This window comes from Serratia sp. CY32780 (assembly GCF_052169135.1).
GTDB lineage: Bacteria > Pseudomonadota > Gammaproteobacteria > Enterobacterales > Enterobacteriaceae > Serratia > Serratia sarumanii.
Map to the genome: position 1 here is coordinate 1,544,756 of NZ_JBJNLI010000001.1, position 22,301 is coordinate 1,567,056.

General features: G+C 60.1%; 20 protein-coding genes. 9 read left to right on the plus strand and 11 right to left on the minus strand.

Annotation, left to right across the window (positions count from 1 at the left end):
• Positions 1 to 43: 43 nt before the first annotated feature.
• Positions 44 to 961: an ABC transporter substrate-binding protein gene (locus ACJ8HH_RS07580; RefSeq protein ID WP_094860074.1), complete on the minus strand. Its 918-nt coding sequence runs from the start codon at positions 959 to 961 to the stop codon at positions 44 to 46.
• Between the two features lie 149 nt (positions 962 to 1,110).
• Between ACJ8HH_RS07580 and ACJ8HH_RS07585 the strand changes: the two genes are divergently transcribed.
• Positions 1,111 to 2,307: an MFS transporter gene (locus tag ACJ8HH_RS07585; RefSeq protein WP_048321558.1), complete on the plus strand. Its 1,197-nt coding sequence runs from the start codon at positions 1,111 to 1,113 to the stop codon at positions 2,305 to 2,307.
• On the opposite strand, the gene ACJ8HH_RS07590 is transcribed toward ACJ8HH_RS07585, so the two are convergent.
• A complete protein-coding gene (locus ACJ8HH_RS07590; RefSeq protein ID WP_060425751.1) occupies positions 2,304 to 4,397 on the minus strand; it encodes a putative bifunctional diguanylate cyclase/phosphodiesterase in 2,094 nt (697 codons plus the stop codon). The two genes, ACJ8HH_RS07585 and ACJ8HH_RS07590, sit on opposite strands and share 4 nt — an antisense overlap.
• Before the next feature lie 933 nt (positions 4,398 to 5,330).
• Here ACJ8HH_RS07590 and ACJ8HH_RS07595 point away from each other — a divergent pair.
• Together ACJ8HH_RS07595 and ACJ8HH_RS07600 are read left to right on the plus strand one after the other, a co-directional pair.
• Entirely contained in the window at positions 5,331 to 6,770 is a 1,440-nt protein-coding gene (locus tag ACJ8HH_RS07595; protein ID WP_049196990.1) for a serralysin family metalloprotease, read from the plus strand.
• Between the two features lie 98 nt (positions 6,771 to 6,868).
• Positions 6,869 to 7,183, plus strand: a complete 315-nt coding sequence (locus ACJ8HH_RS07600) for an AprI/Inh family metalloprotease inhibitor (protein WP_033648294.1) — start codon at positions 6,869 to 6,871, stop codon at positions 7,181 to 7,183.
• Positions 7,184 to 7,269: 86 nt separating this feature from the next.
• Here the strand turns inward: ACJ8HH_RS07600 and ACJ8HH_RS07605 are convergent, their stop codons facing one another.
• Both ACJ8HH_RS07605 and ACJ8HH_RS07610 read right to left on the minus strand, forming a co-directional pair.
• Complete coding sequence (locus ACJ8HH_RS07605) at positions 7,270 to 7,566, minus strand: DUF1330 domain-containing protein (protein ID WP_060451565.1); 297 nt, start codon at positions 7,564 to 7,566, stop codon at positions 7,270 to 7,272.
• A 1-nt stretch (position 7,567) separates the two neighbouring features.
• Positions 7,568 to 8,362, minus strand: coding sequence for a GntR family transcriptional regulator (locus ACJ8HH_RS07610; protein WP_223181988.1), 795 nt, complete (start codon positions 8,360 to 8,362; stop codon positions 7,568 to 7,570).
• A 338-nt stretch (positions 8,363 to 8,700) separates the two neighbouring features.
• Between ACJ8HH_RS07610 and ACJ8HH_RS07615 the strand changes: the two genes are divergently transcribed.
• The 6 genes from ACJ8HH_RS07615 (at position 8,701) to ACJ8HH_RS07640 (ending at position 15,101) form a co-directional block, all read left to right on the plus strand.
• Positions 8,701 to 9,303, plus strand: coding sequence for an amino acid synthesis family protein (locus ACJ8HH_RS07615; protein WP_033648297.1), 603 nt, complete (start codon positions 8,701 to 8,703; stop codon positions 9,301 to 9,303).
• Entirely contained in the window at positions 9,275 to 10,102 is an 828-nt protein-coding gene (locus ACJ8HH_RS07620) for an alpha/beta fold hydrolase (RefSeq protein ID WP_033648298.1), read from the plus strand. Before ACJ8HH_RS07615 ends, ACJ8HH_RS07620 begins: the two co-directional genes overlap by 29 nt.
• Positions 10,089 to 11,018, plus strand: coding sequence for a flavin reductase family protein (locus ACJ8HH_RS07625; RefSeq protein ID WP_060421033.1), 930 nt, complete (start codon positions 10,089 to 10,091; stop codon positions 11,016 to 11,018). Before ACJ8HH_RS07620 ends, ACJ8HH_RS07625 begins: the two co-directional genes overlap by 14 nt.
• 19 nt (positions 11,019 to 11,037) lie before the next feature.
• Complete coding sequence (locus tag ACJ8HH_RS07630; protein ID WP_060430183.1) at positions 11,038 to 12,075, plus strand: LLM class flavin-dependent oxidoreductase; 1,038 nt, start codon at positions 11,038 to 11,040, stop codon at positions 12,073 to 12,075.
• An 11-nt stretch (positions 12,076 to 12,086) separates the two neighbouring features.
• On the plus strand, positions 12,087 to 13,553 hold the full coding sequence (locus tag ACJ8HH_RS07635) for an aldehyde dehydrogenase (protein ID WP_060451566.1): 1,467 nt from the start codon (positions 12,087 to 12,089) through the stop codon (positions 13,551 to 13,553).
• A 162-nt stretch (positions 13,554 to 13,715) separates the two neighbouring features.
• Positions 13,716 to 15,101 (plus strand): purine-cytosine permease family protein, encoded by a 1,386-nt coding sequence (locus ACJ8HH_RS07640; protein WP_033648302.1) that lies wholly within the window; start codon positions 13,716 to 13,718, stop codon positions 15,099 to 15,101.
• Positions 15,102 to 15,506: 405 nt separating this feature from the next.
• On the opposite strand, the gene pqqF is transcribed toward ACJ8HH_RS07640, so the two are convergent.
• The 7 genes from pqqF to ACJ8HH_RS07675 form a co-directional block, all read right to left on the minus strand.
• Positions 15,507 to 17,822: a pyrroloquinoline quinone biosynthesis protein PqqF gene (pqqF, locus tag ACJ8HH_RS07645; protein WP_060451567.1), complete on the minus strand. Its 2,316-nt coding sequence runs from the start codon at positions 17,820 to 17,822 to the stop codon at positions 15,507 to 15,509.
• Positions 17,823 to 17,824: 2 nt separating this feature from the next.
• Positions 17,825 to 18,961 (minus strand): pyrroloquinoline quinone biosynthesis protein PqqE, encoded by a 1,137-nt coding sequence (pqqE, locus tag ACJ8HH_RS07650; RefSeq protein WP_060451568.1) that lies wholly within the window; start codon positions 18,959 to 18,961, stop codon positions 17,825 to 17,827.
• Complete coding sequence (gene pqqD, locus ACJ8HH_RS07655; protein WP_039566152.1) at positions 18,954 to 19,232, minus strand: pyrroloquinoline quinone biosynthesis peptide chaperone PqqD; 279 nt, start codon at positions 19,230 to 19,232, stop codon at positions 18,954 to 18,956. Before pqqD ends, pqqE begins: the two co-directional genes overlap by 8 nt.
• The gene (pqqC, locus tag ACJ8HH_RS07660; protein ID WP_033634535.1) at positions 19,232 to 19,987 is read right to left on the minus strand and encodes a pyrroloquinoline-quinone synthase PqqC; all 756 of its coding nucleotides are present in this window, start codon (positions 19,985 to 19,987) and stop codon (positions 19,232 to 19,234) included. Before pqqC ends, pqqD begins: the two co-directional genes overlap by 1 nt.
• Before the next feature lie 9 nt (positions 19,988 to 19,996).
• The gene (pqqB, locus tag ACJ8HH_RS07665) at positions 19,997 to 20,908 is read right to left on the minus strand and encodes a pyrroloquinoline quinone biosynthesis protein PqqB (protein WP_060428303.1); all 912 of its coding nucleotides are present in this window, start codon (positions 20,906 to 20,908) and stop codon (positions 19,997 to 19,999) included.
• A gap of 57 nt (positions 20,909 to 20,965) precedes the next feature.
• Complete coding sequence (gene pqqA, locus ACJ8HH_RS07670) at positions 20,966 to 21,043, minus strand: pyrroloquinoline quinone precursor peptide PqqA (RefSeq protein ID WP_004937827.1); 78 nt, start codon at positions 21,041 to 21,043, stop codon at positions 20,966 to 20,968.
• A gap of 117 nt (positions 21,044 to 21,160) precedes the next feature.
• Complete coding sequence (locus ACJ8HH_RS07675; RefSeq protein ID WP_060451569.1) at positions 21,161 to 22,210, minus strand: dipeptidase; 1,050 nt, start codon at positions 22,208 to 22,210, stop codon at positions 21,161 to 21,163.
• Between the last annotated feature and the right edge of the window lie 91 nt (positions 22,211 to 22,301).

Sequence of the window (22,301 nt, forward strand, 5' to 3'; positions counted from 1 at the left end):
TTGAGCGGCGATAAGGCCCCGCTGCGCGGAGCCTGTTGCTCTCTCAATCCCCCAGCCCCGGCGGGTTAATCTCCGAATGGGCGATCTTCTCGTCGCTCTCCGCCCAGCGATCCAGCACCTGCAGATAGCTGCCGTTGGCGATGGCGCTGTTGAGCGATGCCTGCACCGCATCCACCAGGCCATTGCCTTTCTTCAGCGTGACGGCGATGTTGGCGGTCTTCGGCCAGCCGCCGGGCACGATGCCTACCAGCCGGGTTTTGCCGGTCAGCCGCGCCTGATAAGCGCCGGAGACGTTGGGGCCGAAGGTGGCGTCGGCGCGGCCGGACTGAATGGCCAGCGTGGAGGCGGCCTTGTCGGTGACATACACCGGCTGCAGCGGTGCCAGCCCCTTGGCGCGGTTCTCCTTGTCCCAGGCCAGTAGCACCGCTTCCTGATTGGTGCCGGAATCGACGATGATCTTTTTACCGGCGATATCCGGCGCGGTGTTGATCTGGGTGATTTTACTGTCGGATTTGACGTAGAACCCCAGCGTATCCTGGCGATAGGTGGCGAAATCGAATTTGGTCTTGCGTTCGTTGGTTACGGTGATGTTGTAAACCGCGGCGTCATATTTGCCGGAGGCCACCCCCAGCGGCCAGTCTTCCCAGGAGGTGGGCACCAGCTTGAGTTTCAATCCCAAGCCGTCGGCCACCAAGCGCGCGATGTCCGCCTCGCTGCCGATCACCGTTTTATTGTCGCGGGCGTACAGGCCGAACGGCGGGCCGCTGCCCAGCAGGGAAATGGCCACCGTCAGCGTGCCGGGTTCCACGAACTTGAAATCGGCGGGGATTTTGGCCACGGCTTCGGCGCTCTTCACCGTGTGGATCGGCGTTTCGTTGGCGACGAGATCCACCCCTGGCGCGGCCGCGGCGGAAAAGCTCAGCAGCGCCGCCATCACAATCATCTTTTTGCTATATATCATTATGTTAATTACCTTCATTATTATGGGTGTCACAAGGTCGTTGCACTATCTCTAAAGGCGGCAGATCTGTGAACGAACAAAATCAACTATCCAATCTTGGAAATGTCATGAAGCGCCGCCGGTGGCGCTGAATCTCTCGAGGATGGACCATGCTGTCGCGTTTCGCTACGTTGGGCCGCATACCGCGCGGCGTGTGGGTATTGGGTGGGGTGAGTCTGTTGATGGACGTCTCCTCGGAAATGATCCACAGCCTGCTGCCGCTGTTTATGGCGACGACGCTCGGCGCCAGCGTGATCGTCATCGGGCTGATCGAAGGGCTGGCGGAGGCGACGGCATTGATCGTCAAGGTGTTCTCCGGCGTGCTGAGCGATTACCTCGGCAAGCGCAAAGGGTTGGCGCTGCTGGGCTACGGGCTGGGCGCCATCAGCAAACCGTTTTTCGCCATCGCGTCGTCGTCCGGCATGGTGATGAGCGCGCGCCTGCTGGATCGCGTGGGCAAAGGCATCCGCGGGGCGCCGCGCGATGCCCTGGTGGCCGACGTGACGCCGCCGGAGATTCGCGGTGCGGCCTTCGGGCTGCGCCAGTCGCTGGATACCGTCGGTGCCTTTTTAGGGCCGCTGCTGGCCGTCGGCCTGATGCTGCTGTGGCACAACGATTTTCGCGCCATCTTTTGGGTGGCGGCGATCCCGGCGGCGCTGGCGATTGCGCTGCTGTTTTTTGGCCTGAAAGAGCCGGCCGCCGCGATAACCCACAAGCGCACCAACCCGATCACCCGCGCCAATCTGCGGCTGCTGGGGCGCGGCTATTGGTGGGTGGTGGGTATCGGCGCCGTCTTCACGCTGGCGCGCTTCAGCGAAGCGTTCCTGGTGCTGAAGGCGCAGCAGGGCGGCACGCCGCTGGCGTTGATCCCGCTGGTGATGGTCGCCATGAATCTGGTCTACGCCTGCTCGGCCTATCCGTTCGGTAAACTGTCCGATCGCATGAGCCATGAAGGACTGCTGAAAGCCGGGCTGCTGGTGCTGATCGCCGCCGATGTGGTGTTGGCGCTGAGCGATCATTGGGGCGGGGTGCTGTTTGGCGTGGCGCTGTGGGGCGTGCACATGGGCATGACGCAGGGACTGTTGGCGGCGATGGTGGCGCATACCGCGCCGGCGCACCTGCGCGGCACCGCGTTCGGCATGTTCAATCTGATCAGCGGCGTGGCGCTGCTGCTGGCGAGTCTCGGGGCCGGAACCCTGTGGGAGCTGTTCGGTTCCGCCTCCACCTTCTACGCCGGGGCGCTCATCTGCGTGGTGACGCTGGTCGGCATGCAGCTGGCGCCGTTCGGCGAACGGCGGGGCGCTTAACGGCCGTCGACAAGTTGCGGCATCGCCTGCAGCAGCTCGGGCACCCGCTGGGATTCCACAGCCCGGCTGAACAAATAACCCTGGCCGATATGGAAACCGGCTTCGCACAGCGTTTGCCGCTGCTGCTCGGTTTCCACGCCCTCGGCGATGATATCGATCGACAGTTTTTGGCCGAGGATGCCGATGCTTTCCACGATCGCCAGGATCGCCGGTTCGGTATTCATCCGTTGAACGAAGTCGCAGTCCAGCTTAATGCAGTCCAGCGGGTAATCCATGATATGGCTGAAGGAGGAGTGGCCGGTGCCGAAATCGTCCAGCGCGATGCGGATGCCCATCTCCTTGAGCATTTGCAGCGCGCGCAGCACGTACTTCGAGCCGTGCTTGTTGAACGCGTGTTCGGTCACTTCCAGTTCGATCAGATGGTGGGGAATGTGGAACTTCAGCAGGCGCTGCAGGAAGGTTTCGGCGTAGTTGTCGCGTAAAAACTCGATCGGCGACACGTTCAGCGAGATGGGCCGCACCGCCACGCCGGCCGCGCGCCAGCGGGCGATATCGGCGAAGACCTTCAGCTGCATGGCCTCGCTGATCTTGGTCGCCAGCTCGTAGTCGTTGAACGCCTCGCTTACCGTTGCCGGCAGCTGCACGCCGTTGATCGGGCAGTGCCAGCGCAGCAGCGCTTCAAAGCCGACGATGCTGCCGTCGGTCAGGCAGACCTTCGGCTGGTAGCTGGGACGGATGCAGTTGTCGCGCACGATCTGGCGTGCGTAGTTGAGCTGGCTGGCGCGGGCGCGCGCTTTGTCCATCATTTTGCGGTCGAACATATAGACACCGCCGCGGCCGCCGTCTTTCAGCTCATACAGCGCGGTATCGGCGCATTTCATCAGCTCTGAAGCGTCGCGCGCGTCTTTGGGATAGATGGCGCCGCCAAGGCTCATGCCGCAATGCAGCGTCTTGCCGCCGTGGGTGATCGGCGTCTCCAGCTGCAGCAGAAACTTGTTGGCGATGCGGAAAATATCCTGCTCGTTTTCGACGTCGCTGATCACCACGGCAAACTCATCGCCGCCGAGGCGAGAGACGAACGAGTGCGCATTCATGCAGGCGCTGAGCCTTTTACCCAAGATCCGCAGCAGATGGTCGCCCGCCGCGTGGCCCAGCGTGTCGTTCACCAGCTTGAAGTGGTCAAGATCCAACAGCATCAGCCCGAGGGACTTGTTGCCGTGCAGGGCGCGCTTCATCTCTTGCTTCAGCTTTTTCTTGAAGAGGCGCCGGTTGGGCAGGCCGGTCAATTCGTCATATTCGCTGGCGAGCAACAGACGTTGTTCCATCACGCGCTGTGAAGTCACGTCGCGCGAGACGCACAAGATCTCGGCCACGGTGCCGTGCTCATCGCTGACCGGCGTGAGAATGTTGTCCCAGTGCTGTTTTTTACCCTGCGGCGTCACGCTCAATCCGGTGAAGCGCGCATTCTTTCCGGCTCTGACGCTGCGCAGCGCCTTACTGCCGCGGCGCCGGATCTCGGGCGACAGCAGCCCCAGCCAGGGCATGCCAAACTCTTTTTGCGCCGGATCAAGGCCAAGGGCCAGGCTGCCGGAGCGGTTCATGTGGCGCAGCGTGCCGTCGTGATTGATCACTTTGATGCAGTCGACGCTGGCGTCCAGCATGTCTTGCTGGATAGAGAGCGCCTGAACGTTTTGCTGGCGCTGCAGCATTTGCGGATGGATGTCGGTCGCCGTGAGGTACCAGCTGAGCTCCAGCGCCATGCCGTCCTGCCGGGCGTTGAACGCCAGCATAAACCAACGGTAGGCGCCGCTGCGATCGCACAGGCGGGCTTCGCCGGCGAACGAGGAAAGGGCCACGATCGCCTGGCGCCATTGCGCGGCCAGCCGCTCGCGATCGTCGGGGTGCAGGGCATCGAGCCAGTCGGCGGCGCCGTGTTCACCGGCGATGGCGCCGGTATAGTCGCGCCACTGTTTATTGAAGTAACCGCCAAGGCGGTTGCCGAAGCAAATCAGGCCGGGCAAGTCGTCTACGATTTCGCCATAGAGATCAATCGGATTTTTGTTATTGCTCTGCTTGGGCAACAGGGTCATGCGGTATTTCCTCGGAAAATTACCCATATTCTCGCTCTAGGGCAGAGCTTCTTTCAATATAGTCTTGCCAATTAAAATGGGAATAGCCAGCGGGCGCGGCTAAAAATCGGCCCGCCAGCATGGAATACATCCCGCGTGAACGCATTAGGAATACTCTTGTTATTTATAAGCATCCCTTATATTGCAGCGAAAAATAAGTAATCGGACCACGCCGCGTTATTGCCGTGAAAATTAATCATTCCTGATGTTTCTCTGTGGCCAAATGTTCAGTCGCCATGATGTACTTCCGAACGGTATTCTGCCTGCTCTATGCGGTAACACTGACAAAAACCCCAGTCCAGACGGTGATAAACGCCATTTTATGCACTCTGCAACGCCCGTCATCGCCCGTTCACTGGGGCTTAGCGAAAAAATCATGATGAAAATCAAGAAATGTTTTGTTTCATCTGTTGACACTTCGCTTACGTGTGAGATAGCCTCGCGAATGATAATCATTAGCAAAACTGGATGGTGGCGCAAATGCATTCACGTAATTTTCTTCGGGTAACGGTTCGGATAACAGGCAACGGTCACAACACGAGACCACGTCTGCTGTTGTCTCTGGCAACGAGACAAGGTATCGAACGGCCGTTGTCATCCGCCCCTTTGAGCGGCATCTCAACCTAGCCTCAACGCGCAAACTCTGGAATCAAACCCTTGCCGGATCAATGCGCCTATTATTTCCGTGCATTTTGCACGGAAATATCGCGATCTCACGCAGTTGCATCAGTTCTCAATCATGGGTAAGGAGGCATCGGGTAGTTAAAAGTCAATTGTAAAGGGATAGGCAAAAAGAGTGGGGCGTATCGGGTGATCGCTATTCTCAGGATCTTGATTATCCCCAAGGGACATTTCGGATGTCATAGCAATACTAGCTACTTTGTGGAGAAAGTTATGGGTAATACCATGAATGGAAACGAAACGGGTTGGGACAGCGTTAACGATCTTATTCACTACCATGAGCGCGGAAATGGTCTGACGATAAATAACAAACCGTCTTATGACATAAATCAGGCGGGGTTGCAGATCGCGCGCGGCGATAAAACCTGGAATGGCGTTCACGTCACGGGAAAAGAGGCGACGGTGACCTATTCCTTCCCGGATTGGGATTATAACGAACTGAACCTGGGCCACCGCTCCCCGGAACGTGATACGGGGTTGAGCTCGTTCACGCAACAGCAACAAGAACAGGCGAAGCTGTCTTTGCAATCCTGGGCCGATGTTGCCAACATCAAATTTGTCGAAGTTGCCGCAGGCCAACCCTCCAATATTACCTTTGGCAATTATGAGGGGACAGGACAAGCGTATGCCTTGAAACCGTTCTCATATAATGGCAATGATTACAGGGGGTTCAATTCTGATGGGCAAAGTTGGTACAACATTAAGAATCACTCCGAAAATTTGCATCCTGAGCTAGGTAATTACGGCCGCTTAACCATTACCCATGAGGTTGGCCATACTCTCGGGTTAGATCACCCGGGCACTTATAATGCGGGGCAAGGCAGCCCAAATTATACCAAGGCAGTTTACGCCGAAGATACCCGGCAGTTTAGCGTAATGAGTTACTGGAATGAATCCATTACCAACGCGGATCATGGCCATTACTATGCCGCTGCGCCGCTGGTTGATGATATCGCGGCCATCCAGCATCTTTACGGCGCCAATATGACCACCCGAACCGGCGACACCGTTTACGGGTTTAATTCAAATACAGGCCGAGACTTCTATACGCTCAATGACAGCCACGACAAACTGGTGATGTCTGTTTGGGATGCAGGCGGTAATGATACCCTTGATTTCTCGGGGTATAGCCAAAATCAACGTATCAACTTGAACGAAGGCGCTTTCTCCGACGTCGGGGGATTAAAAGGGAATGTTTCCATCGCCGCTGGCGTCACCATCGAAAACGCGATAGGGGGCTCAGGTAATGACGTCATTGTTGGGAATCACGCAGACAATACGCTCAAAGGCGGCGCCGGCAACGATGTCATTTACGGTGGAGCGGGCCAGGATCAATTATGGGGAGGGCAAGGCAACGACATTTTTGTCTTCTCTGATGTGAATGACTCGCCTGTTCGGGCTCCTGATACCATTTGGGACTTTGAGTCAGGCAAGGACAAGATCGATCTGTCCTTCTTCAACCAGGGCGCTAAAGGCAGTGATTTCATTCAGTTTGTCGATCATTTCAGCGGGCAGGCCGGTGAGGCGCTGGTATCCTATGATACCCAGAGCAATCTGAGTGAATTGGCCTTCAATATCCATGGCGGTGCAAATCCAGACTTCCTGGTGCACATCGTCGGGCAGGCCGACGTCGCTGTTGACTTTATCGTGTAAAACGGCAACGGTGGGCGATGATGCCCACCGTTTCGCATGGGCCAGCTATGTGCAAATTTATTCTTGTCGGAATAATTTTCTTGTTTTCAGGAGCCTCTATGGCAAGCAGTCTGGTGTTACCTTCCGCCGAAACGCTATCCGGGCAGTGGACGGTCAGTGATAAATCAAAGTCTTGTGTTGTGCAGCTCAACGCGGAGAGTGTGGAATCGGCCGGCGGCTATAGCCTGAAATTTTTATCTGATTGCACGCCCGACGTCTTGCCGCAAGAGCCTGTGGCGTGGCGTCCTGCTCCCGATGGCATTGCGCTGTTGGACAAGGATGGGCTGACCGTACTTTTCTTCTCTCAGGAAGACGATCATTATCGCAGCCAGATCTGGGCTGAAACTGGGAAGATCCTGAAGAGAAATAACTAGCGGAAAACGCCGGCCTGACCCGGCGCTTCTGAACGCGGTTATCACGCCTCACATCACCCAGCCTCCGCCGTAACGGCGGGGGCTTTTTAATGGGCGGGCGGCAAGCCGTCGACGATGGTAATCATGGCTTCCGCCACGTGGCGCCGCTGTTGTTTCGCCAACTGATAGGTCGGCGAATGGTAGCAGGCCAACGCGGTGGCGTAGTCGTCGAATTCGATCAGCACATGTTTCACAAACGATGGGCCTTCCAGCGTTTGCGCCTGTTCGCCGCGGGCGAGAAAACGGGCGTTGAACTGGCGAAACGCCTGGGGCGCCAAATCCATGTAATGCTGATATTGCTGCGGATCTTTCACGGTAACATGGGCGATCCAGTAAGCGGGCATCTCAGGACTCCTGTTGCAGAATGCGCTTGGCCAGCGCGGCGGCCTCGGTCAGGTGATCGATGACTTCTTGCCTGGCCTGCGTCGGATTGTTTTGTTCGATGGCGTGATAAATGCGCGTCATGCGCTCGAAACCGGCCAGCTGGCGCTCCGGGGTTTTCAGGGTCAGGGCGCGCAGGCGGCTGATGCGGCTATTCAGGCGTTGAACGATTTCCCAGGCAATGGCGTGATGGGCCACCTGGAAAATGGTTTCATAAAAGGCCTGCGAGGCTTCAACGCGCTGAATATCGTCCTGCCCGGCCGACGCCTGATTAATCGCAATTAATTTTTCATGCAGTTTCTTTTTATCTTCCGGCCCGGCTTTCAGGGCGCAGTCGTGAGCGGCATCCTGTTCAAGCAGCAGGCGAATAGTATAAATCTGCTCGGCAATTTCCCAGGTCAGAATAGCGACAATCGGCCCTTTCTTGCCGAGCGTTTCAATGAGCCCCTCCGCTTCGAGATAACGGATCACCTCGCGCACCACGCTGCGGCTGACGCCCAGCTCCTCGCACAGGCTGCGTTCCACCAAACGATCGCCGGCCTGAAAATACCCTGAGATAATCGCCTGCCTAATTTTCGCCAATGCCAATTCGCGCAAGGTGACCGGTGCATTCTCAATTTTCAATGACGCCTGAACCATAATTGTCTCTATTTTTTGTGGATCATCATTAATCCGGATAACGACGCGAATTCCCGTTTGCCCGGTACTATTAACATCTTTCCAACCTGCAAAGCAACGGCGGCCGATTTCGCGCCGCATCGCCAAAACGGTGAATGTTGCCGCAGCTCACAAAATCGAAAGATAGCCTAAAAAAACCGCTTTTCGGTGCCGATAGCCGCTGGCTCAACGGCTGCGGCACGGGCACAGGGTGCTGAGCGGACGCGGTTGTGGCCGGCGTTTCATTCCCTGCCAAAGTCCACGAAAATTTACTAATGCATTGATTAACCGCTGTTATTTTCAAATGTGCTCTACCGCCTCAAGTGAAAATAAGAATACCGTATTATGGTATACCAAATTTTGACATACCAATCTGCCCGATGCTATATCCTCGACTCGCGACATCTGATTAACATTTGATTTACTTTTCGAGGTCCCTTATGCATCAAGACATCCGCAAGACCCTGGTTTCCACAGAAACCCTCTACGCCGACGGCGGCAAATCGGCCGGCAAACCGCTGGTGATGATCGCGGCGGCGGCGGTGATCAAAAACCCCTGGGCCGGGCAAGGCTTTGTCGAGGATCTGGCGCCAAAGATTCGAGAAATGGCACCGGTGCTGGGCGAGCTGCTGACCGGTTTGATCCTCAAAGAAGCCGGCTCCGGCGAGCGGGTGGAAGCCTTCGGCAAAAGCGCGGTGGTGGGGCTGGGCGGCGAGTTGGAACATGCCTCGGCGCTGATCCACACGCTGCATTTCGGCAACCACTACCGTTCGGCGGTCAACGGCAAGAGCTATCTGGCGTTCAACAATACCCGCGGGCCGGCCAACGCGCCGATCCTGATCCCGATGATGGGGAAAAACGACGAAGGCAGCCGCGAGCACTACCTGACATTTCAGTTCAACATCAACGACGCGCCCTTCGACGATGAAATCGTCATAGCACTGGGCGCGGCGCTGGGGGGGCGGCCGCACCACCGCATCGGCAATCGTTATCTGGATCTGAAAGAGCTGGGCCATGATCAGAACAATCCGGCAGCTGTCTGAACCCGCTCTGCGGGTGGGGTATTTGGAGGCCGGGCGTGGCGAGCCGCTGGTATTGATCCACGGCGTAGGCATGAACGCGGAGGCCTGGTATCCCCAGCTCGATGCGCTCAGCGCGCACTTTCGGGTCATCGCCGTCGATATGCCGGGCCACGGAGAAAGCGAAGGCTTCGCCCACGCCGCGACGCTGGAGGATTACGTGCGCTGGATGGCGGCCTTCTTAAACACCCTGGGCGCGCCGAGCGCGGCGGTGGCGGGGCACTCGATGGGGGCGTTGATCACCGCCGGTCTGGCGATCGATTATCCGGAGCGGGTCAATCGCGCGGTGGTGATGAGCGGCGTGTTTCAGCGCTCAGCAAAGGCCAGCGCCGAGGTCGCGCAACGCGCCAGCGCGTTGGCCAGCGGCCAGACGCAGCTCGACTCGCCGCTGAGCCGGTGGTTTGGCGCCGATCCCGCCGAACAGGGTCTGCGCCGGCAGGTGGGCGGCTGGTTGCAACAGGTGGACGTAGCGGGTTATGCCCGCGCCTATCAGGCGTTTGCTACCGGCGATCGGGTGTATGCCCCGCGTTGGCACCTTATCCGCTGCCCGGTGTTGGTGCTGACCGGCGAGCACGACGCCAATTCCAGCCCGGAGATGGCGCGGCAAATGGCGCAGGCCGCACCGAACGGGCGTGCGGTAATCATTGAGAACGCCAAACACATGGTCAGTCTGACCGATGCGCAACGCGTCAACGCGCTGATGCTCGATTTTCTGACCTCAGAGCAACCTTTGACTTTAGGAGCGGCAAATGGACGCGGATAAACGCAGGCAGTTGCGCGACGCTTTCGGTGCCTTTATGACCGGCGTCACCATTGTGACCTCGGTAGACAAGCAGGGGAAGCCGATTGGCTTCACCGCCAATTCGTTTTCGTCGGTGTCGCTGGATCCGGCGCTGCTGTTGGTGAGCATCGATAAACGTTCGGCGAATCTGGCGCATTTTACCCAGTGCAGCCATTTCGCCATCAATATTCTGGCGGAACAGCAAAAAGAGGCTTCAACCATTTTTGCGCAAAAGAACGAAGACCGCTTTGCGCAGATCGATTGGCGCTGGAGCGCGTCACGGGTGCCGCTGATCGATAACAGTTCGGCCTGGTTCGACTGCTCGCTGCATCAGGTGGTGGACGCCGGCGACCATGCCATTCTGATCGGCAAGGTCGAAGGGTTCGAGTCCAACGCCACCGCCGGTCTGGGGTATTACCGCGGCGCTTATTTCACGCCTTATCAAAACGCGCAGTCGCTGATTGGCGGGCCGCAGGTGGTGGTAAGCGCGTTGATCGAGTTTGAAGGGCACGCCGTGATGGTGCGGCAAAATGACGGCGGCTATCAACTGCCGTCCAGCGCGGTGGAGAAACGCAGCGTCAGCGAAACGTTGGGGGAGCTGCTGCAACAGCTGGGCATTAATGCCCATCCGGGCTTCGTCTATTCCGTCTATGACGACCGCCAAAAGCACCAGCAACACATCGTTTTTCTGTGCGCGCTGCCGACCGACGCCGGCAGCCTGACGCCGCAGCTGGGCGCGGCGGAATGGTTCGACATGCCGACGCTGGCGCGGCTGCCGATCAAGGATCCGGCGCTGCGATCGATGCTGGGCCGGTTCGTCAAAGAAAACGCCGTGGGCAATTACGGTATCTATTATGGCGATGAGCACAGCGGTGCCATCAAGCAATTCGCCGGTTGAGGCTGAACGGGAGAGTGTGATGAAACTGTCTTTATTCGTGCATATGGAACGAACGTTACCCGACGAACCGCAGGAAAAGCTCTACCAGGAGATGATCGAGCTGTGTGAAATCGCCGATCGCGGCGGCATGCACGCCATCTGGACCGGCGAGCACCACGGCATGAATTTCACCATTGCGCCGAATCCGTTCATCAATCTGGCGGACATTGCCCGGCGCACCTCGCGGGTGCGGCTCGGCACCGGCACCATCATTGCGCCGTTCAATCACCCGATCCGTCTGGCGGGCGAGGCGGCGATGACCGACATCATCACCGGCGGCAGGCTGGAGCTGGGCATCGCGCGCGGCGCCTATTCCTATGAATACGAACGACTGATGCCCGGTTTGACCGCCTGGGATGCCGGGCAGCGCATGCGCGAGTTGATCCCGGCGGTGAAAAAACTGTGGCAGGGCGACTATGCCCATCAGGGGGAATACTGGTCGTTCCCGGCGACCACCTCGTCGCCGCTGCCGAAACAGCAGCCGCATCCGCCGATTTGGGTGGCGGCGCGCGATCCCAACAGCCACGAATTTGCGGTGCAAAACGGCTGCAACGTTCAGGTTACGCCGCTGCATCAAGGGGAAGAGGAGATCGTGCGGCTGGTGACCTGTTTCAACGAGGCGCGTGCACGCTTCGCCGCCGAGCAGCCGCTGAAGATCATGCTGTTGCAGCATGGCTACGTAGCGGAAGATGAGGTGGACGCCCGCCTGGCGGCGGAAGAGCTCAACCGTTTCTACCACTACTTCGGCGCCTGGTTCAAGAACCAGCGGCCGGTGCGGCAAGGGCTGATTCAGCCGCTGAGCGACGAAGAGATCGCCGCCAATACCTATTACTCCGCCGAGATGATGCGCACCAACCTGGCTATCGGCACCGCCAATGAGGTCATTACGCGGCTGAAAAAATATGAGGCGCTGGGGTATGACGAGTTTGCGTTGTGGATCGACAGCGGCATGAGCTTTGCGCGTAAAAAGGCCTCTCTGGAGCGGTTCATTCGCTGCGTGATGCCGGAATTTCACTGACGGAGGCGCTAATGGAATCGTTCAAACTCTACATCGACGGCCGGTTTGACGCCGGTTCGGCCACCTTCGACTCGATCAACCCGGCGAGCGGCGAATCCTGGGCGCAGGTGGCGGAAGCCCGCGCGCAGGATGTGGATCGCGCCGTTGCGGCGGCGCACCGGGCTTTCCAGGGGGCCGAGTGGCGCGATATGACCGCCGGCGCGCGCGGCAAGCTGTTGTTGCGGCTGGCCGACTTGCTGGAGCAGCACGCCCCCGAGCTGGCGCGGCTGGAAACGCTGGATACCGGCAAGATCATCCGGGAAACCCAGGCGCAGATCGCTTATGTGGCGGAATACTACCGGTACTACGCCGGCCTGGCCGACAAGATGGAAGGCAGCGTGCTGGCGATCGACAAAGCCGACATGGAAACCTGGGTACGTCGCGAACCGATCGGGGTAGTGGCGGCGATCGTGCCCTGGAACAGCCAGCTGTTTCTTGCGGCGGTGAAAATCGGCCCGGCGATCGCCGCCGGCTGCACGCTGGTGGTCAAAGCGGCGGAAACCGCGCCGGCGCCGCTGCTGGCGTTCGCCAGACTGATAGACGAGGCCGGTTTTCCACGCGGCGTATGCAATGTGATCACCGGCTTTGCCGCCGAATGCGGTGCGGTGCTGACGGCGCATCCGCAGGTAGACCACATCGCCTTTACCGGCGGCGCGGAAACCGCGAAGCACATCGTTCGCGGCAGTGCGGAAAACCTCGCCAGCACCTCGCTGGAGCTGGGCGGAAAATCGCCGTTTATCGTTTTCGATGATGCGGATCTGACCAGCGCGGCGAATGCGCAGGTGGCGGCCATTTTCGCCGCGTCGGGCCAGAGCTGCGTAGCCGGCTCGCGCCTGCTGGTGGCGGAAAGCATCAAGGACACGTTTTTGGCCCGGCTGACGGAGAAGGTGCGCAGCATCCGCATCGGGCCGCCGGATCGCCCGGACACCCAGTTCGGGCCGCTTTGCACCAGGCAGCAGCAAGAGCGGATCGCCGCCATCGTCAGCCGTTCGCTGGAGCAGGGGGCAAAACTGGTGATTGGCCACGCGGCGATCGACTCACCGGGCTTTTACTACCCGCCGACGATTGTCGATTGCAGCGCGCAACCCGACGCCGAGTGCGTGAAGCAAGAGCTGTTCGGCCCGGTGCTGTCGGTGTTGACCTTCAGGGACGAAGCGGAGGCCATTCAGCTTGCCAATGATTCTGCCTATGGCCTGGCGGCCGGCATTTTCACGCAGAACCTGACGCGCGCGCATCGGGTGACCCGTCGCCTGCGGGTGGGGGTGGTGTGGCTGAATACCTATCGAGCGGTATCGCCGCTGGCGCCGTTTGGCGGCTACGGCCAGTCGGGGTTTGGCCGCGAGGGCGGGATTGACGCCGCGCTGCAATACACCACCAGCAAAACGGTGTGGCTGCGCACCAGCGACGATCCGATAGACGATCCTTTTGTCATGCGCTGAGTCAGCGCAATCAGGCGCGATTTCAGATCGCGCCGGCAGCCCCGTTTTCATCGCATTGATACAGGCGACCGCAATGTCGCCGGGGCAGACGCACGCTTTTTTCGACCTATTCGCACGCTAACACGCTGTAAAAAATAATAATCCACGTTAACCGGGGGATATATGAACTCTCAGCCAGAGCAGACCGCGTTTATTGAAGACAAGTCGATCGATTTTGTTCCCGCCGGGGAGCGCCATGGCCATGCCCGCAGCCTGTTTACCCTGTGGTTTTGCACCAATATTGCGCCGCTGGCGGTCGTGACCGGGGCCATCTCCACACAAACGTTTCATCTCAATATTCTCTCGGCGCTGAGCGCGATTATCGCCGGCCACCTGTTCGGCGGTATTTTTCTGGCGCTGACCTCTGCCCAGGGACCACAGGTCGGAATACCGCAAATGGTGCAGAGCCGGGCGCAGTTTGGCCGCTACGGCTCGCTGTTGGTGATCGTGTTCGCCACGGTGATCTATCTGGGGTTCTTTATTTCCAACATCACGCTTTCCGGCAAGGTCATCCATAACGTCATCCCGTCATTGAACATGGGCGTGGCGACGGTGATTGGCGCGGTGTTGGCAACGCTGATCGGGGTGGTGGGCTACCGTTTCATCCACAAGATCAACAAAATCGGCGCCTGGGTGATGGGCAGCGCGCTGATTCTCGGATTGGTATTGATGTTTTCTCAACCGCTGCCGGCGGATTTTTGGCAGCGGGGATCGTTCAGCATTGCCGGTTGGTTCGCCACGTTCTGCATCGGCGCCGTCTGGCAAATCAGCTTCTCGCCCTACACGTCAGACTATTCGCGTTACCTGCCGGCGGAAGTCGGCATTGCCAAACCCTTCCTGTATACCTACCTGGGCGCCTGCAGCGGCACCATTTTGGCCTTCGTGTTCGGCGTGGTGGCGGTCAATCTGGTCGCCGGCAGCGACGATGCCATGGAGGCGGTGCGCCAGGCGACGGGAGGGCTGGGGCCGGTGTTGATGGTGCTGTTTCTGATCAACATCATCTGCCATAACTCGATGAATTTGTACGGCGCGGTGCTTTCACTCATCACTGCGGTACAAACCTTCTTACCGCAGTGGATGCCGAATGCGCGTATACGCACGCTGTTCTCGGCGCTGATTTTGCTGGGAGCGGTGTGGGTGGCGCTGGTTGCCTCGGCCAACTTCGTTCATCTGTTCCTGAACCTGATTTTTGCCTTGATTTCGGTGCTGATCCCCTGGTGCATGATCAACCTGATTGATTTTTACCTGCTTAACCGCCAACGCTATGACATTTCGGCCATTTTCAGCGCCGACGGCGGGCGCTACGGCCTGCTAAACACCCGCGCGCTCGGCGTTTATTTCGGCGGTATTGCGGTGCAGGTGCCTTTCGTCGAGAACGCATTCTTCTCCGGCCCTTACGCCAATCTGATCCCGGGCGCAGACATTTCCTGGGTGATCAGCATGGTGCTGACCGGTATCGCCTACCCATTGTGTTGTTCGCGACGGGCTAACTGGGCGGTGCAATTATAATTCTCCTGCATCCCGGCCAGCATAAAAGGCCGGTTTGAGTGATATGATAAAGTAATTTTTAGAACAGGATGTTTCTAATTTTTTAATTTATTAAATTAGATAATAATCGTATGAAATGGCTAAATGGATTTGGGCTAACTTATGATTGTTATATTAATGTTGCTGCTCATGGTGTTTTATATATCGCTAGCTTATGAGTTTAAAAGAATGAAAAAGCGAAGAATATATGCCTGCCATAAAAAGAAAAGGAGGGCGTCGGTTAGGCGATTAATCAACATGCTGTTATTCAAGTAATTTCCCGAAGTAGTTCTTACAGGAGGGAACACGATTATTGAGATATATCTCCCTCTGGTTATTAGTTGTTTCGCTACGTTTATATTGCGTCGGGTTGGCTCCGACGCAACATCAGCCTGCGGCGAATAGCCGCTGCTGCCAATAGGCCAGTTGCGTCAATGTCATGGGCTCGGCGGCAATGATTGCGTGATTTTCCAGGGCGATTTCGCGGGCGCGTTGCAATGGCTCGGCGCTGAGGCGCTGCACGCTTTGCCGCAGCGCCTGTTGCGTTTGCGCCAGCTCGTTTGCGCCCACGTGCGCCAGCTCATGACGCATCTGTAGTAAGAATTCGTCGGTTAACTGCCGCAGCTGTTCAACGTTGAACGTTGGGGATTGCAGCGCGAACAGCAGGCCTTCGGCATCGGCGCAGCGGTGGAAGGCGCATTGCACCACGTAGCCCACGTTGCGATCCACGCGCAACCGCTGAAAATAGCGCGGCGCGTAAAGCTGGGCCAGCACGCGCAGCGCCCAACGGCTTTCGGCTTCGCCGTTCGGCAGCGGGTAAAACTGCAGCAAGGCGTGTTCGGCGCCGCTTTCCGTCAGCGTGACGGGGCGATGATGCTGATATATCGGCAGCGGCGGCTCGGCGGCCACGGGATAGGGGAAGTCGTACAGCAGGTGCGAGAGCTGCCGTTTTAACTCGCCATCGCCGCCGACTAAGGTGGCATGCCACTGCACCGCTGTTGCTGTCGGCGCGCTGAGCGCCGCGGGCAATTGGGCCAGCAGGCGACGAATGGCGATGTCGTTTTGCTCTTGCAACTGCGTATGGCGCAGGTTTCTCGCCGCCTCGTTGAGAATGGCCGACGGCAACGCCGCCAGCGCCCGGTTCACCTCGCTCAGCCCGTGGCAAAGCAGCGCGGGGCTGCCCGCCAGCTGCAGCAGCCACGCACCCTGGTGGCGTTCGAAGCTTAAATGTCCTTCCCGATGCGCCAGTTCGGCCGCCCCGGCGCGCAGCGCCGCCTGTAAGCCGTAGGCCTGTGCATCACTGAAGGGGCTGGACGGCGTCGGCCGCAGCAGCAGCACCGGCTGCGCTTCGTCGGGGCGCAGATGCCGCAGCGGCGCCAGGCCGGCAGGCAATGTCGGGGGCGGCAGCGCCGCCGAGGAGGAGAAAAAGCGGAAGGGTTCAGCCGTAGCCGTCAGCGCGGCGCCGGCGAAGGGGCCAAGCGCCAGCGGCAGCCCTTGAATTTCACGGGTTTCACCGCCGCCTTCGGGCCGCACGGCCAGGCGACGGCGCGGCGCGCTAATCAGCGCCGCAATATGCCGTGGCCAATCGTCGTTCGGCTCCGCCGGCGGCAGCCCAAACGCTCTGGCACGCAGCTGGTCGAGCGGCGCCAAACGGTGGAAATCGCGATTTGCCAGCCGCTCGTAATGCGCAAGCTGGGCCGGTGTCAGCACCTGCAGCGCCTGCAGCCACGCCAGCAGGGCGCTTTCGATGCAGGCAGCCTCAGCGGCTGAACCGTGATTGACGGTAAAGATAAAACTCAGCAGCGCGTTGTTCTCGCTGCAGCGCGAATAATCGAGCCAAACAGCGTCGCACCACGCCTGAGCGCGCAGCCGGGCCAGCAGCCCGCCGGGGGCTTCGTCCAGCAGCAGGCGCTCCAGCCGCCGCAGCCAGCCGCGCGAATGGGAGCGCGGCAGGGCAAACACCAGTCTCAACTGCGGCGTGCCGGGCAGCGTCAGGGTGTAATCTTCCGCAGCGGTCAGCGGCGGTGAGTTCTCGTGCGGTGAGCCGTTGCCCGCCGGCAGCCGGCTGCCGTAGCGTTGGGCCAGCGCATGCAGTTGCGCCAGCGATTGCGGGCCTTGCAGCCACAGCGTCAGGTTTGGCGCGCGAAAATAGCGCTGATGAAACTGCCGCAGCGCCAGCTGCAACGCGGAAATATCGCTGCCAAAGGCGGCGCGGCTGCCGATATGAAAGCGATGCATTGCGTCAAGGCCGCTGAACATCTGCCGCTGTGCGGCTTCGCAGCGGGTTTCCACATCGGCGCGCAGCAGGCGATATTCAGCGTCGATGACCTCAATCTCCTGAGCGATCGCCTCGGCCGCCAGCTGCGGGGCGGCGAGCATATCGCTCAGCCGCGCCAGCCCCGGCGCCAAATGATCGGCGCCCACCTCGAAGAAAAACGCGGTTTGCATGGCCTGGGTGGTGGCGTTCAGCCGGCCTCCCACCGAGGCGACCCAGGCCATCAGACCATCTTGCGCGCCGTAGTTCGCGCTGCCGCGAAACAACATATGCTCCAGCAGATGCGCCAGGCCCGGCCAGGCGACGGGCGCCTGAAAACTGCCCGCTTCAATGCGCACCAGCGCGGCGGCGCCCGCGGCGGCAGGATCGCTTATCGCCTTGACGGCCAAACCGTTGTCGAGCTGCCACGAGGCGGCGGCGGGTGTCATCGTCAACCCTTGAAGATCAGACGGGAGTTGGCCTGATTGCGAAAACGCAGCTGATCGATACCGATCTGCGAGCGATTCGCCGCTTCCCGCGCCGCCAGAATGGTGCCGTGGTGGGGCGATTTGCCGCACACCGGGTCGGCGTTGTCGGCGTTGCCGGTCAGCATGAACGCTTGGCAGCGGCAGCCGCCGTAGTCTTGTTCTTTCTCCGAGCAGGAACGGCACGGCTCCGGCATCCAGTCATAGCCGCGATAGCGGTTAAAGCCGAACGAGTGGTACCAGATATGCTGCAGATCGTGCTCCAGCACCGACGGGAAGGCGATCGGTAACTGACGGGCGCTGTGACAGGGTAACGCCATGCCTTCCGGCGTCACGCTCATGAAGATGGCGCCCCAGCCGCCCATGCAGCCTTTGGGGCGCTCCTCGTAGTAGTCCGGCGTGACGAACAGCAGGTTGGCCAGCTTGCCCTCGGTGGCCATGCGTTCGCGGTAGCGTTTCACCACCGCTTCCGCGTCGGCGATCTGCTCGCGGGTCGGCAGCAGGCCCTCGCGGTTGAGGTGCGCCCAGCCGTAGAACTGGCAGGTCGCCAGCTCGACGTCGTCGGCGTCCAGCTGGATAGCCAGTTCGATAATGCGGTCGATCTGGCCGATATTATGGCGATGCAGCACGAAGTTGAGCACCATCGGATAGCCGAGCGCCTTGACCGCCTTAGCCATGGTCAGCTTCTGCTGAAACGCCTTGGCGGAGCCCGCCAGCGCGGCGTTCAGCGTTTCGTCGCTGGCCTGAAAACTGATCTGGATATGGTCCAGCCCGGCGTCGGCGAAGGTCTGCAGCTTCTTCTCGGTCAGGCCGATGCCGGAGGTGATCAGGTTGGTGTAAAAGCCGAGCTCGCGCGCGGCGGCGATCAGCTCGGGCAGGTCTTTACGCACCAGCGGCTCGCCGCCGGATAAACCGAGCTGCACGCTGCCCATCGCTCGCGCCTGGCGAAACACCTCGATCCACTGCGCGGTGGTCAGCTCTTTTTCCTGCGCGGCGAAATCGAGCGGGTTGGAGCAATACGGACACTGCAGCGGGCAGCGGTAGGTCAGCTCCGCCAGCAGCCAGAGCGGCGGGTTCACCGCCGGCGCGCGCGCTTCAGTCACGGAAGGTCACCCATTTTTGTTCGTAGGCGCGCTGAAAAAACTCCAGCACGTCTTCCGCCAGCCCTTCGGCGCCGGGGAAGCGGGCGTTCAACTGGGCGATGATGCCGTTCAGCGTGGTGTGGCCGTCGACCAGCTGCAAGATGGCGGCGGCGCTGTCGTTCAGCTTGGCCATGCCTTCCGGGTAGAGGATCACGTGGCTGTTTTGCACTTGCTCCCATTGCAGGCGGTAGCCGCGACGGAAGACGGGGGTGTGTTCAGGGTTCAGCGTCATTACACCAGCCTCTGGTTGTGCCATACCCGCGCGGCGGTCACGCTGTGGTAAGGCGGGCGGTTCAGGGTATAGGCCATGCTCATGGCATCCAGCATGCTCCACAGAATGTCCAGCTTGAACTGCAGGATCTCCAGCATGCGCTGCTGTTTTTCTACGGTGTCGCAATAGTCCAGCGCCAGCGCCAGGCCGTGTTCCACATCGCGGTTGGCCTGGCCGAGGCGGCTGCGGAAATAGTCGTAGCCGGCGGCGTCGATCCACGGGTAGTGCTGCGGCCAGCTGTCGAGGCGCGATTGGTGGATTTGCGGCGCGAACAGTTCGGTCAGCGAGCTGCAGGCCGCTTCCTGCCAGCAGGCGCGGCGCGCGAAATTGACGTAGGCGTCCACCGCGAAGCGCACGCCCGGCAGCACCAATTCTTCAGAGAGCAGGGCGTCGCGCTGCAGCCCGACGGCTTCGCCCAGGCGCAGCCAGGCTTCGATGCCGCCTTCGCTGCCGCCGTAGCCATCGTGATCCAGGATGCGCTGCACCCATTTGCGACGGGTTTCCGGCTGTGGGCAGTTGGCCATGATCGCCGCGTCTTTGATCGGAATGCTGGTCTGGTAGTAGAACCGGTTGGCCACCCAGCCCTGGATCTGTTCGCGGGTCGCTTCGCCGTTGTGCATCGCGATGTGGTACGGGTGGTGAATATGGTAATAAGCGCCTTTGGCGCGCAGCGCCGCTTCAAATGCCGGCGGAGTCAGGGGCAGTGGTTGCGTCATGGCGGTTCCCTACAGTTCGATATTCATGCCGTCCCAGCTCACTTCAATGCCGGCGGCGGTCAGGCTTTGCCGCTCTACCGAGTCTTCATTGAGGATAGGGTTGGTATTGTTTATGTGGATCAGGATCTTACGCCTGGCGGGCAAGGTGGCGAGCAGGGCCGCCAGCCCGTGTTCTTCCGCCAGCGCCAGATGCCCCATGTCCTTGCCGGTATTGCGGCCCACGCCGGCGTTGGCCAGCTCGTTGTCGCGCCACAGCGTGCCGTCGATCAGCAGGCAGTCCGCGCGGCGCAGCCACGGCAGCAGCACCTCGTCCGGCTCACCCAGGCCCGGCGCGTACAGCAGCGCCACCCCGCGCGCGGTATCTTCGATAAACAGCGCCACGTTGTGGCCCGGCAGCGGGCGATCGCGGAACGGCGAATAGGGCGGCGCGTTGCTGAGCAGCGGAATGGCGGTAAAGCGCACGTTCGGGCAGACCATCGTGCGGAACGGCTCGCCGGGCGTCACCGGGTGGTGAATCAGGCCGCCGTTCCAGTGTGAGAGCATGGGAAACACCGGGAAACCGGTGCTGAGATCGTCATGCACTTCAGGGGTGCACCAGACGTGATGCGGACAGCCCTCGCGCAAATTGAGCAAGCCCGCGCTGTGATCGATCTGGCTGTCGGTCAACACGATCGCGCCGATGCCGGTGCCGCGCAGCACCTCGGGATTATTCAATTCGGGCGAGGCCAGCAGCTGATGGCAAATGTCCGGGGAAACGTTGCACAGCACCCAGTTTTTACCGTCGTCGCTGACGGCGATGGAGGACTGCGTGCGGCGCGTGGCGCTGATGCTGTGGTCGCGAACGCCCCGACAGTTGTCGCAGTTGCAATTCCACTGGGGAAAGCCGCCGCCCGCCGCCGAGCCGAGAACTTTTATCTGCATGTCTAAACCAGAAAAGAAGGAAAGAAATGCCCGCGCGAAAGGCGGGCAGACGGGCGATTAACGGTTGGAAATGTACAGCGTCACTTCCAGCCCCAGACGCAGATCAACAAACTCAGGTTTAGTCCAGGTAGTCATAGCGGTGCTCCTTTGCATGCATCGTAATAAGTCGAACCCAATGAGAAACGTTCGCATTCGGCCGGCCCAATGTTGGCGAAATGTGACGGAGATCGCAACCTTTAAAGCGTAACCGGGTTATTCACCCCAGGCGGCGGTGAGCGCGTTCAGCCAGTTGCGCCAGGTCAGCTTCTCCAGCAACCGGTTATCGAACCCGGCCTGCGCCAGCGCTTGCGTCAGGCGCGGCAGGCCAGCGGCGTCCTCCAGCGGTTGCGGTACGTTGACCCCGTCAAAATCAGAGCCAAATCCCACGCGATCTTCACCAAGTTTAGCGATCAAATACTCAACGTGTTTAACAATTTCTGTTAAGCCGGTTGTTGCACTGTCACGTTTACCGTCCGCACGCAGGAAGGCGGTGCCGAAATTGACGCCGACCATCCCGCCGCTCTGGGCGATGGCGCCCAGCTGTGCGTCGGTCAGGTTGCGCGGCTGGGGGCAGAGGGCGTGGGCGTTGGAGTGGGTGGCGACCAGCGGCGCGTTGCTCAGCGCGGCGGTTTGCCAGAAGGTTTTCTCGTTCATGTGCGAGACGTCGATCATGATGCGGCGGCGGTTGCAGGCGCGGATCAGCGCCTCGCCGGCCGGCGTCAGGCCGGGGCCGATATCGGGTGAGCCCGGGAACGGCCCGCTGACGCCGGTGCCGAAGGCGTTCGGCAGATTCCAGAATGGCCCGATGCTGCGCACGCCCAGCCGGTAGAAAGCCTCCAGCTGCGTCAGCTCCGCATCGATCATGCCGGCGCCTTCGATATGCAGCACCGCGGCAATTTGCCGGTTGAGGCGGCACTGTTCTATCTCGGTGGCGGTGCGGCAGATGCGCAGCCGCCCCTGAGAAGCCTGCTCCAACTGCTGCAGGATGGCGATCTGCCGTTCGGCGATCGCCAGCGGATCGAAGGCGGCCTGCGCCTCGTCCTGCGTTTGGTTGCGCATCTGGGCGATATAGCTGACCGGGGGAATAAATACCGCGAACAGTCCGCCGAAAAATCCGCCGCGCCGCATGCGGGAGAAATCGAGGTGGCCCGGCGTGACGCGGGAATAGAAGGCGGCGGCCGGATCGTCGTCGTGCTGCAGCCACAGGTTGAGCAGCAGGTCGTTATGGCCGTCGAATACCGGCCAGAGAGGGGGAAGCGTCATGAGCGTTTCACTGAGTCAGGCATCGTGAACGCTATGTTCTCCCATCGCGCGAGGGGGAACAACCCTCAGGGTATGGGGGCTTTGCCGTTGG